This is a genomic window from Exiguobacterium sp. TNDT2, from assembly GCF_003331145.1.
Classification (GTDB): Bacteria; Bacillota; Bacilli; order Exiguobacteriales; family Exiguobacteriaceae; genus Exiguobacterium.
The window spans coordinates 1-12,166 of the sequence record NZ_QLVE01000038.1; the positions used below are offsets into that span (position 1 = coordinate 1).

Annotated in this window: 9 protein-coding genes and 2 riboswitches; of the genes, 3 read left to right on the top strand and 6 right to left on the bottom strand. The window is 48.9% G+C overall.

What is annotated here, in order from left to right; translation table 11 throughout:
* Window positions 1-331: 331 nt before the first annotated feature.
* A complete protein-coding gene (locus DPV68_RS13545) occupies window positions 332-1,165 on the top strand; it encodes a VanW family protein (protein ID WP_114167317.1) in 834 nt (277 codons plus the stop codon).
* 20 nt (window positions 1,166-1,185) lie between these two features.
* Here DPV68_RS13545 and DPV68_RS13550 read toward each other — a convergent pair whose 3' ends face one another.
* The 6 genes from DPV68_RS13550 to DPV68_RS13575 all read right to left on the bottom strand — a co-directional run bounded on the left by DPV68_RS13550 (window position 1,186) and on the right by DPV68_RS13575 (window position 9,540).
* Window positions 1,186-2,547, bottom strand: a complete 1,362-nt coding sequence (locus DPV68_RS13550; protein WP_114167318.1) for an NCS2 family permease — start codon at window positions 2,545-2,547, stop codon at window positions 1,186-1,188.
* An 89-nt stretch (window positions 2,548-2,636) separates the two neighbouring features.
* A riboswitch (purine riboswitch) is annotated at window positions 2,637-2,738 on the bottom strand.
* Between the two features lie 137 nt (window positions 2,739-2,875).
* Entirely contained in the window at window positions 2,876-4,399 is a 1,524-nt protein-coding gene (guaA, locus tag DPV68_RS13555; protein WP_114167336.1) for a glutamine-hydrolyzing GMP synthase, read from the bottom strand.
* 111 nt (window positions 4,400-4,510) lie between these two features.
* Window positions 4,511-4,611, bottom strand: a riboswitch (purine riboswitch).
* A gap of 39 nt (window positions 4,612-4,650) precedes the next feature.
* A complete protein-coding gene (locus tag DPV68_RS13560) occupies window positions 4,651-6,747 on the bottom strand; it encodes a transglutaminase domain-containing protein (RefSeq protein ID WP_114167319.1) in 2,097 nt (698 codons plus the stop codon).
* A complete protein-coding gene (locus tag DPV68_RS13565; protein WP_114167320.1) occupies window positions 6,744-7,811 on the bottom strand; it encodes a DUF58 domain-containing protein in 1,068 nt (355 codons plus the stop codon). The genes DPV68_RS13560 and DPV68_RS13565 overlap by 4 nt, the downstream gene beginning before the upstream one ends.
* Window positions 7,808-8,761 (bottom strand): AAA family ATPase, encoded by a 954-nt coding sequence (locus DPV68_RS13570; protein WP_114167321.1) that lies wholly within the window; start codon window positions 8,759-8,761, stop codon window positions 7,808-7,810. The genes DPV68_RS13565 and DPV68_RS13570 overlap by 4 nt, the downstream gene beginning before the upstream one ends.
* Before the next feature lie 173 nt (window positions 8,762-8,934).
* A complete protein-coding gene (locus DPV68_RS13575; RefSeq protein WP_114167322.1) occupies window positions 8,935-9,540 on the bottom strand; it encodes a flavin reductase family protein in 606 nt (201 codons plus the stop codon).
* Between the two features lie 260 nt (window positions 9,541-9,800).
* Here DPV68_RS13575 and DPV68_RS13580 point away from each other — a divergent pair, with 260 nt between their 5' ends.
* Together DPV68_RS13580 and DPV68_RS13585 are read left to right on the top strand one after the other, a co-directional pair.
* Entirely contained in the window at window positions 9,801-11,639 is a 1,839-nt protein-coding gene (locus DPV68_RS13580; RefSeq protein WP_114167323.1) for an ATP-binding protein, read from the top strand.
* Between the two features lie 198 nt (window positions 11,640-11,837).
* On the top strand, window positions 11,838-12,155 hold the full coding sequence (locus DPV68_RS13585) for a hypothetical protein (protein WP_157964194.1): 318 nt from the start codon (window positions 11,838-11,840) through the stop codon (window positions 12,153-12,155).
* Window positions 12,156-12,166 lie beyond the last annotated feature (11 nt).

The window sequence follows — 12,166 nt, forward strand, 5'->3', positions numbered from 1 at the left end:
TGAAAATGACGAAGCTTGCGCTTCATTCAAAAATGGTAAAACTTTTATTGCCTCATCGTTCAGTTTTCAAAGTTCGTCTGTCGCTCTTGGCGACTAAATGATAATAACATTTATCATTATTGTGTGTCAACCAGTTTGTTTACTAAGTTGTAAACAGCGCTGGCAACAGAGATAACTATAGCATCCCTTTCTATCACATGGCAAGCATTATTCTAAAAAAACTTTAAAAGATTTTTCTCGTCCCCTTACTCGCATCTATTGTATTGGAGAAGGAAATTTTTCCCTGTCGACGAATACTCATCAATACCAACTTATAAGAAGGTGACACTTGATGCTCCAACTGCAGCCAAAGAAACGATCGAACCTGCGCATCTGGGCAGGAACACAGTATTACATATTAAAACGCCGAACACAATGGATGACGAATAATAAGCGGTACACTTCTAAACGAGATACTGCACCACTGCCCCACCTCATCTATGAGCACCGCACCCCACTCTACCGAAAATTGCGAGATATCGATCTCAAAATGCAACAGAATAAAGTCATTAATCTTAATATCGCCATTAAACAGTTAAATGGCATCATCGTTTCTCCAAATGAAGTGCTCTCATATTGGAAAGCCATCGGGCGACCTACAAAACGAAAGGGCTATGTGGACGGAATGATTTTGCATTACGGAAAGGTCACGACTGGAACCAGGGGCGGATTGTGCCAATTATCCAACTTGATTTATTGGATCGCGCTCCATAGCCCACTCACAGTGACCGAGCGTTACCGCCACAGTTATGATGTCTTCCCTGATTCACGAAGGGACCAACCTTTTGGGAGTGGCGCCACATGTTCCTACAACTATTTAGACCTTCAAATCACCAATCGGACGGCACAGACGTTTCAACTCCTTCTATATATAGAGGGGGATTATCTCGTAGGGCAATGGCGGTCAAATATCCCACCAACCGTTCAATATGAGATATATGAAGAAAACCACCACTTCACGAATGAATGGTGGGGTGGAACAGTTCGGCATAACCAAATATTTAGAAGCGTCTTCTCCCAAGATGGCACATTCATCCGAAATGAGTTCATCACAGAAAACCATGCTTTAACCATGTACGACCCCTTCTTACCTGAAAACACTGCATACAAAAAAGCCGACTCATAAACCGAGTCGGCTTCATTTCATTACGCGTGCGGCAAGAATATAAAGTAAGCCAAGAAGATCACTAACATGCCGTACATGATTGGATGAATCTCTTTCGTCTTCCCTTTCGCGATCATCATGAGCGGATACAAGATGAATCCGAGCCCAATCCCCGTCGCAATCGACGAAGTGAGGGGCATCATCAGAATCGTCATGAATGAAGGAATCGCGATTTCTAGCTTTCTCCAGTCGATATCGAGTAAAGCCGAAGCCATGAGTACTCCTACGATAATCAATGCAGGGGCTGTGACCGCCGATGTGACGACTGCCAAGAGTGGCGAGAAGAAGAGCGCCAATCCGAAGAACAAACCTGCGAATACAGCCGTCAAGCCCGAACGACCACCGGCCGCTACACCAGCCGACGATTCTACATATGACGTCGCAGTCGATGTCCCAAAGATTGCACCTGCCACTGTTGCTGTTGAGTCAGCCATGAGCGCTTTACTCGCACGTGGCACTTTGTTGTCTTTCATGATTCCTGCTTGACGAGCTACCGCTACGAGCGTACCCGCTGTATCAAAGAAATCAATGAAGAAGAACGTCAAGATGACGACTAGCATTTGGACCGTGAAGACTTCTGAGAAATTGATGAACGCTTGTCCGAACGTCGATGACATGCTCGGTGGTGCCGAGATGATGTCTGAAATGGCAGTCGGTGTCGGTACAAGATTGAAGATCATCCCGACAATTGCCGTGAGAAGCATCCCGATGAAGATACCACCTTTTACATTTCGAACCATTAACAATGCTGTCACTACAAGACCGAACACCGAAAGGAGTGTCGTCCCTGTTCCGAGTGAACCGAGACCGACGAGCGTCGCTTCGTTGGCGACGACGATACCTGCATTTTTCAAACCGATAAAGGCGATAAAGAAACCAATCCCTGCCGCGACCGCCATTTTGAGTGGTCCCGGAATTGCGTTGACGACTGTCTCACGAATACCTGACAGTGTTAAAACGATAAAGAACAAACCAGAAACGAGAACCCCTGATAGTGCCGTCTGCCATGGAATACCCATGCCGAGAACTACACTGTACGCGAAGAAGGCGTTAAGCCCCATACCCGGAGCGATCGCAATCGGATAGTTGGCGAACAAGCCCATCATGACAGAACCGACGAGGGCGACCAGACCGGTTGCCACGAAAACGGCTCCCATGTCCATACCAGCAGCACCTAACACGTTCGGGTTGACGAATAAGATGTACGCCATCGCAAGGAATGTCGTAAATCCTGCGACGAGTTCGGTTTTCACGTTTGTTCCAAGTTCTTTTAACTGAAAGTGACGCTCAATCCAGCTTTCTGACGGTTGATGTTGCGGTTCTTGCTTGAGCTGTGTGCTCATTGATTTTCCTCCTTGGCTCGCCGTAAAACGAGAAAAGGTCCCCGATCGATGACCGGAGACCCCACGCGAAACATACAGGGACATACGTCCCTGAATCTATGTCTCGCCGTAGTGAAATCATTTAAGGTGATTTCGTAGAGACTCTCGGGCCATATTCCCGATATTATACGGCAAAATAATTTTTAATTGTTCGGATATGATAAGAACGTTTTTATCTTAACAACGACAAAAATGAATGTCAACAATAATAACGGATTTTAAATAAATATTTAGACGTAATGTTCGGTTTTTCCATATAAAAACAGAGAGGATTGCTCCCCTCTGCCTATTATTCCCACTCGATCGTTGCTGGTGGCTTCGATGTGATGTCGTACAGGACACGGTTGACGTGACTGACTTCATTGACGATACGGACCGAAATCTTTTCGAGGACATCCCAAGGGATGCGGGCCCAATCCGAAGTCATTCCATCAATCGATGTGACAGCACGAACACCGACCGCATAATCATACGTCCGCTCGTCGCCCATGACGCCGACTGAACGAATTGGTGTGAGGACCGTGAAGTATTGCCAAATATCACGTTCGAGACCGGCTTTTTTCACTTCTTCGCGCAGAATCGCATCTGACTCACGCACGATTTCAAGTTTTTCTTCTGTGATTTCACCGAGAACACGAATACCAAGACCTGGTCCCGGGAACGGTTGACGCCATACGATATAGTCCGGTAAGCCGAGCTCTGTCCCGAGTTCACGTACTTCATCTTTAAAGAGCGTGTTAAGTGGCTCAATCAATGTAAAGTTCATATCTTCCGGAAGTCCACCGACGTTATGGTGTGACTTAATCGTTTGAGCCGTATCCGTCCCACTCTCGATGATATCCGTGTAAAGCGTACCTTGGGCAAGGAAGTCCATGTCCACAAGTTTCGACGCTTCTTCGTCAAACACGTAGATGAACTCATTACCGATGATTTTACGTTTTTGTTCCGGATCTGAAACGCCAGCAAGTTTCGCCATGAAACGATCACGCGCGTCAATCTTGATGACTTTCATATTGAAGCCGTCCGCAAACGTCTTCATGACGCTGTCCGCTTCGTTTTTACGAAGCAAACCATGGTCGACGAACATACATGTCAACTGGTCGCCGATGGCACGATGGACGAGCGCCGCCACGACCGATGAGTCGACACCGCCTGACAACGCGCAAAGAACTTGCTTGTCACCGACGATTTCACGAATCTTCTCGACTTCGATGTCGATGAAATTCTCCATCGACCATTCGCCTTTGGCACCACACACTTCATAGATGAAGTTTTTCAAGATGTCGTTGCCGTACTCTGAGTGACGAACTTCCGGGTGGTACTGCACTCCATACATTTTAAGGTCGTCGCTCTTGATCGAGGCAACCGGACATGACGGGTTCGTCCCGTCGACGATGAATCCTGGCGGAGCTTCCATGACGAGGTCACCGTGACTCATCCAGACAGTATGTTCCACAGGAAGACCTTTGTAGAGGTCCGAAGCTTCTGGTGTCGAGAAAAGTGTCGCTTTCCCGTATTCACGATGCGCAGCCCGCTCGACACGCCCACCGAAGTGATGTGTCATGAGTTGCATACCGTAGCAGATTCCGAAAATCGGAATCCCGAGTTCGAAAATTTCTGGGTCGCAGCGGTAAGCGCCTTCCGCATATACACTGTTCGGGCCGCCTGAGAAAATAATTCCCGCCGGCGCGAGTTCACGAATCTCAGCAGCGGTCATCTTGTGGGAATGAAGCTCACTGTACACCCCAAGGTCGCGCACACGACGTGTGATCAACTGGTTGTACTGGCCTCCAAAATCGAGTACCAAAATCATCTCTTGTTCTATTTTCACAAAGCCTCCACCTTTCTGCCTTCTCCTCAAAAAAAGAGCGAGCTTCCCCCACGGATTCACCAAACCGAAGAAGAAGCACGCCCTTTTCTGTGTATACGAAACGTGCTCCTTCATAGTCGGTCCATTTACGGTGGTCCGGTAGAGACTCTCGCGCCAATTCGCGAGTATATACGAAGGAATGCTGTTCAATTATCTAACCAATGCGTCTATCTTACTGTATGCACCCGCCTACTTCAACTCATAATTCGGCGAATCATGATTTTCCAATATTCTTTATATTTTGAATTCGGCTGCTTGTCGGCATAAATGCTTTGTTCAAATAAACGGGTTAATCTTGTCATTTCGGTCGACTCATAATACGCATCGACTTCCGCGGCGAGCTCCGACGGCGTACGCCCGTCGACTTTGAAACCAGCCCCACGAAGCCGCTTAACAAGATAGCGATGCATGGCGACGAGTCGGTTTTCATTTAACGGGCGCCGTGTCCACCAAAGCATCATCACGAGACGTTCGATTGCCTTCCGATTCCATACGAGAATGGCGACCGCGAAGACAATTACAATCCAACCCCAGACCGGCATATTCCAATTCTCGGTTGCCGCCTCACCTGATGTCACATCATCGAGTGCCAAATCTTCCTGTGGACGGTTCGTCGGTTCATTGTCTTGCGACGCCTGTGGATCGTTGGCCACTGGATCTTCCACATTCACTCCGTCCTCCGTCTCGACTTGAAGCAAGTTGGCATCCGAAAAACTGATTGTCGCCTCGAGCGGTACCCAGCCCGCACCTTCGACGAAATATTCCACCCAGGAGTGGGCGTGTCGGTTGCGGACGGTATATTCTTCTTCCCCTTGGATAATCCCGCGCGCATCACCCATCGTGAAACCTTTGACCCAACGCGTCGGCACTCCGCTCGCCCGAAGAAGGACAGCTGCCGATGTCGAGAAGTTGTCGCAGTACCCGATCAACGTATCAAACAAAAATTGATCGACGTAATCGGTATCCTCTTCAGGGACGGCGACATCTTCCGTATTGTATTGGAATTCTCCGGATTGGAAGTAGGCTTGGACTGCTTGAGCCTGATCATAAGGCGTCTCACTGTCGGAAGTGATGTCGGCCGACAAGTCGCGGACCCGATCCGGAAGCGAGTCCGGCAATTGCAAGTACGCCTGCCGCTCTTCTTCCGTCAACGTCGTCACCGGTTCATTCAACGCTAGTTGCTCTTCTGTGAAGGAAGGGACGCTGTAACGCAATTGAATCGTCTGAGGCGTCGTTTGACCGTCATTGTCGAACACGATCTTCCCAGAAGGTCGGATGTGAATCGTCTCGTTCGGAAACGGTTCTTCGATGCTTCCGACTCGGAATTCGGTCCCGTTTTCCGTCTCGGTCGCCTGCGGATACTCTCCACCGTACGGGACGAATGTTTGGCGCCGGTCAAATCGGAGCAACGCTTGTTCAGGCGTCGTATCGACAGCTTGGTCGACCAGCTGCCCGCGGTTATACTCAGAATCGAGGACCGGGGACTCGACCCAGCCTTTCCCCGTATAAATCTCTTTTGATTCGATGCGCCAATAGCGTGCCGGCACGCCACGGGCGATGAAGACGATGCCGTCATCTTGCTCGAATGGTCCGCCGAGTTGCTCATCGTTTACCCCATAACCGACTCGACCACTGCCCGACCCTTCATTGTTCACGGCGTTTTGGAAACTCGTCGTCAATCGGTCGGACCAGTCTCCTTCAATCGTGGGCGACACACTCGCGAGCGCCAAGACAACCGACGCGAGGAGCGCGATGCTGACATAGCGGACGAGCGACTTGCTCGGTCGTTTCGCCAAGTCGGTGACGAAGAGCAGGAAGAGTGACGCTAAAATCGCAAGAAGAATCTTCCCTTCTCCGTCATAAAGCGTCCACGTGTCAAAGTACGCCATCAATCCGAGCGTCGAGACAATCATCCCAAGGACGAAGCCATAGCTCGGATACGTACGCCCGACCAAGATGGCGAACAAGACACCGATGAGCGCCATCGCCGAGAAGAAAATCGCTTCTTCTGGCAAAGCCCCGCTCAGCACCCCCCTTAAATCTTCTAGCCAGAGTCCAAACCAATCTAAGATACTGCCGTGATACACGTACAAGACGATAAAGAAGTTGAAAACGACTACGCCAATAAAACCATACCAAGGCAACAAGCTCGCAAACATCGGTACAAGGAGCAAAAACAGGAACGGCCAGTTGACATCAAACGTCGTGCTCCCGACAATCGGCTCGACCCAAAACGACAACAAGTAAGCGGCAAGCGCCGTATAAACAATCCGTTTCACCCACATCGTCATGTCGTCACCTCGTTCGCCGTGTACAAGTGATAGCTACCTTGGGTCTCATTCATGATCTCGCGTACCCATTTCGTCTCGAGCGGGCTGATTAAAATCAAGTTCCCAACTTCTTGCGGCAGGTTACGCTTCACTCGTTCGACGAGACGTCCTTCTGGTTCCGGCGTCGCCGTCAACAAATAATGCCCGACCGCGGCGCTTTGGTCCGGCAAGTGGAATAGGCGGACCTGTTCTTCGATAACGTACAGTTCAAACGGCAAGTTTTTCCGTTCAAGTTGCCGAATCGCGCCGACGAGTAACGACAGCGATCGTTCGAACGCCTCTTCGTGTCCTTCAGATGTGGACGGGACGAAGACGAGCGACAGTTTTTTCTCCTGCTCTTGATCGAACGTTTTCGTCATCAAGTTACCTCGGCGAGCCGAAGCCTTCCAATCAATCCTGCCGATGCGGTCACCGGCCGCGTATTCCCGGACACCGCTCGTCGTGTTCGCTATTTCTGTATATGTCCGTGTGCGCCGGTACTGTTCGCCACGCCCACCGACTTGCTCGTCACGCGGCAAGTCGAACGGAAGTTCAGCCGGTGACACTTCGACGACCGTCTCAAGTCGCATCGTCCGCTTCCGATCGAAGAACCCGAACACGTCATGCACGTGAAGGACCGTCCGATCGAACACGTGAATCCCGCGACGGATTTGCTCGATTTCGTAATGGACCGTTTCCTTCCTCCGAAAGAAACGGTCGATCGGGGTGACAATTACGTCCGTCGACGCAGCAAGACGAGGCGGCGGTGTCTCTTCTAACGTGACGACCCCGACGAGAAACGGATACTTTCGTTCCACTTGCAGTTCGACATCCATCGTCTGTCCTGAGACGAGACGTTTCGTCGTAATCCGCCGTGAGACGTTGGCCGCCGTGACCGGGTAAATCATGAAGATTGTCCAATACGCCGCCAAAACGAAAAACGACCACCAAAGCGTCGAGGCGACAATGCTCCCTTCGATCCGGGCGAACGCGTAAAGTCCGAATGCCGCCGCCCATACAAGGAACAGCTTCATCCAATTTTTCATACTTCTTTGACCTCACGATCCATCGGTACCGGAAGGGAATCGAGCCAACCTTTAACGAGGTGTTCGGCCGTCTTACCTTTATAACGCGCTTCTGCCGTCAGTAAGATTCGGTGCCCGAGCACACTTCCGGCGAGCGCCTTCACGTCATCCGGCAATACGAAATCACGGTTATGGATATACGCCCATCCTTGAGATGCCTTCATCAAAGCGAGCGTCGCACGCGGGCTGCCCCCGAGATACGTATTCGGGTCGTTCCGCGTCTCATGAATCAAGCGGACAATATACTGTTTGACCGCACTCGAGACGTGAACATCACGTACTTCCCGTTGCATCTGTTCGACTTCGAGCTTTGTGATGACACTTTGTAGCGTTTCGAGCGGCTCCGTCTTTTCAAAGCGGGTCAACAAGGAAATTTCTTCATTGAACGATGGATACCCCATCTCGATTTTAAGGAGGAAGCGGTCAAGCTGTGCTTCCGGGAGCGGGTACGTTCCTTCATGTTCAATCGGGTTTTGTGTCGCCATGACGAAGAACGGAGACGGTAAAATTTTGACTTCTCCGTCCACCGTCACACTGCGCTCCGCCATCGCCTCGAGTAATGCGGATTGCGTTTTTGGAGAGGTCCGGTTGATTTCATCAGCCAAGACGATGTTTCCCATCAAGGGTCCTGGTCGGTACTCGAACTCTTTTGTCTTTTGGTTGTACATCGAGATTCCTGTCAAATCGGACGGCAACATGTCCGGAGTGAACTGAACGCGTTTAAAATCTAAATCGATGGCGCGACTGAACGTGCGAACGAGCATCGTCTTCCCGACGCCGGGCACATCTTCTAACAATACGTGACCTCCGGCCAGCAACGCGGTCAAACTTCTTGCGATGACATCTTCTTTCCCGACAATCACCGTCTCAATGGCATTGATGATCGATTGAATGGATGGACGATAAGACATAGCCGACTCCCCTTTTTATCTCTAATCGCTGACGCGTTTAAATATTGAATGTTCTGATTTTATTGTGACATATTCAAGCGCTCGTGTGAAAGAAAACCATCATCCCAATGGGCTTTCCGTTCTTTACCCTAAAAACGGCGCCTCGTCTCTGATTTGAGCAGGCGCCATTGTATTTATTTCGGTCGTTCGATTTCGAACGTTTCACCGAGTGTTGCATAAAAGTTTCCAGCGAGGCGACTGACCGGCGCCAGTTGTTCTGCATCGATGCGCCCGGCCTGATAGAGGGTCGGGTCAATGTGAAAACGGACGACACGGACAATCAATAAATCAGCTGTCACGATGCCATCATATTCGATCGGTACATGATGATGAAGTCTGCACTCCATCCGAATCTTCGCTTCTTTCACACCAGGGGTTTCCACGACGTCACTTGGCGTGAGCGTGAATGCAGTCCGCTCGAGTTCACTTTCCTCTGGTCCTAGATTGGCTGCCGTCTCGTTGACGAGGGACACGTTTGTCTCGTCCACGATATGAATGACGAGTTCTTCAGTCGTGACCGCGTTACGGGCCGTATCTTTCATGACACCGCCCTTCCGTTGAACTGACACCGATAGAAGCGGAGGCTCGGAAGCGACGATGTTAAAATAACTGAACGGCGCGGCATTGACCGTCTCTCCGTTTCGAGTCGTTACAAATGCGATCGGACGTGGAACGACACTCCCGATTAAAAATTTGTACGTGTCTCGTTCGGTTAATGCGGAAGGTTCAATCGATAGCATGCGATAGCACTCCTTTTACATTTGACTATAGGCTCACGCTATCTTGTTCGCAACAACTATGTCAAACACAAACAGATCGGAATGTGTAAGATGAAGAAATACAGGGTATATCCGTCTAGATATCACAATTAAACAGACAATCATCAAATGGCACATCGCTTGAGCAGTTCGGTGTTCATCTGATTTTTCTTTTTGTATATTTCGGTTACGACGATTGAATTGGAGTTGGTTTTTAGTTAGGGAAGGAAGTAGAGTGTACTATGGGCAAGTGGATTGAACAATTGAACAGTCGTCAAATACTCGGTATCCTGTATACGGTCTGTATCGTCAGTCTCTTTTTAACAGCCACCGGAGCTTGGTTTGTCCGTGACAATACAGTCTCGGCTACCGAACTGTTGACGTTGCATTGGATTTGGATGATCGGGTTAGTCATGTTTATCACTGCTATTTTATTGATTGGACGTCCTTTGATTAAACGAATGGTCAGACAAAACGAGAAGATGCATGCGAAGCAACAAGAGATGCAATCGGTGCTCGAGGCGTCTAGACAGAATGAGACGAAACTGCAATACCGTAACGAGTTGATTGAAGTCCTCGCTTCAAAGGAATCGTTACTAGATTATTCCGCTGTTATTGAAAAAATCGTCTGGCTGACCAAAGCCGAGTTCGGAGCGGTTCTCCTGATTAAAGACGATGAAATCACGTCTGTCGTACCGAAAGGGATGACGAAGGAACAACAAGAAGATTTAAAAGTGCAATCGCTTTTATTAAAACGCGTCATGATTTCGAAATCATTAGAGGCGACGTCGAAGAAAGTAGCCGATCAAATTCATGGCTATCCCTATTACATCCACGAGACGGTCATTCCGGTGAAAGACCCGTCCGATGGAACGATGATTGGTTGCTTGTACTTGGCATGTTATGACGAGCCGTTTGATGCGAGTGAAACATCCGAGTTGAACGCGTTTGCGAATCAATTGGCCATCTCTCTCTTACGGACTCGCCTTTATCGTCAAATGCAACAAGATCGAAAAGAAACAGCACAGTTAATTAACTCTGTGCGTGAAGCGATTCTTTATTTTAACTATGAGGAGGACACGATTGTCGGGAACCGTGCCTTCATCCGTATGTTCGATGAGCTCCAATTTGAATATGCGGGTTATGAGGAATTGTCGGCTGTGTCAATTGATATTGAACAGTTGGCCGAACGTGTCGATCAACGTGACCGATTTATCAGTTATATCGAACACGTCTTCGCCCAAGACCCGCCGGATGATGGTTTATCCATTTCTTTGGATCAGGGTGATTGCTTCCTTCAAGTATATGCCGAGAGCATCTACCGGGATGGCAAGATTCATGGCACGATGCTCGTACTGCGTGATGTGACGGCTGAGACGGAAATCGATCGCATGAAGTCAGAACTTGTCTCGACAGTGTCTCACGAATTGAGAACCCCGCTGTCATCAATTTACGGGTTCACAGAATTGATGCTTGAGCGCGATTTAAAAGAAAGCCGTCGAGAACTCTATTTGAAAACGATTCACGACGAAGCGAAGCGACTCTCGTACTTGGTGAACGATTTTCTTGATCTTCAAAAGATGGAGGCTGGAAAACAGACGTTCGAATGGGAGACGGTCGACCTGCTTGACCTCGCGCGTGACAGCCTCAATTTCTACCAAGAGACGACAAATATCCATCAACTCCACCTCGATGCTGATGTCGGACAGGACTTCAAAATCGAGGCTGATTTGGAAGGGATGCGCCAGTTGCTTGGCAACTTACTCAGTAACGCCATCAAATATTCGCCAGAAGGTGGCAATGTGCTCGTCTCGTTAGAACGAATCGAAGGACAAGTCGTCATGAAGGTTCGAGACAACGGAATGGGAATTCCTTCATCTGCCTTACCGAACTTGTTCGGCAAGTTTTACCGAGTCGATAACTCAGACCGCCGCAAAATCGGAGGCACGGGACTTGGCCTCGCCATCTGCAAAGAAATTGCCAAAGCGCACGATGGGCATTTACACGTTGAATCGATTTATGGTGAAGGGAGTACATTCATCTGTGAACTCCCGACGTCAAAAGAAGCAATCCATCATTAAACGCGGCCGGATGTATTCCGGACGTGTTTTTTGTACCGCCACATCTATATAAAGCAGGATTTTTTGGCATAATCTAGAAAAAGTCATGTGAAGGAATTGACGTCACATTAACAAACCCTCCACATTATTCTTTCAGGGGAAAATAAAAAAAGAGCTATACTAGTAAGGAAGAGACAGACAAGATTGGAGGTCATGGAGTTGGATCATCGCGACCCACCCTTTTCAGAAGTAGGCGACTTTAAACAATGGGGCCGTTTTGATATAAACGCGCCACTGCAAGGCGGGCAAGCTGAACTTCAGACTGCCGTATCGATCGTGAGAAATCATATTCCATTGCGATTGGGTGGGTTTTATATCATTGCGAGTGAAGACGGTATTTTGACAAGCGGCTCTCATGAAGTCAATTTGCAAAAACAGATCATTCATTTGCTCCAACAAGTGCAAATGGGCCATGTCGAAGATGAAGCGTTGATGAACGAACCGATTTGGACGATTCATTATTTCACCAATCCATGAATGAAAAGAGA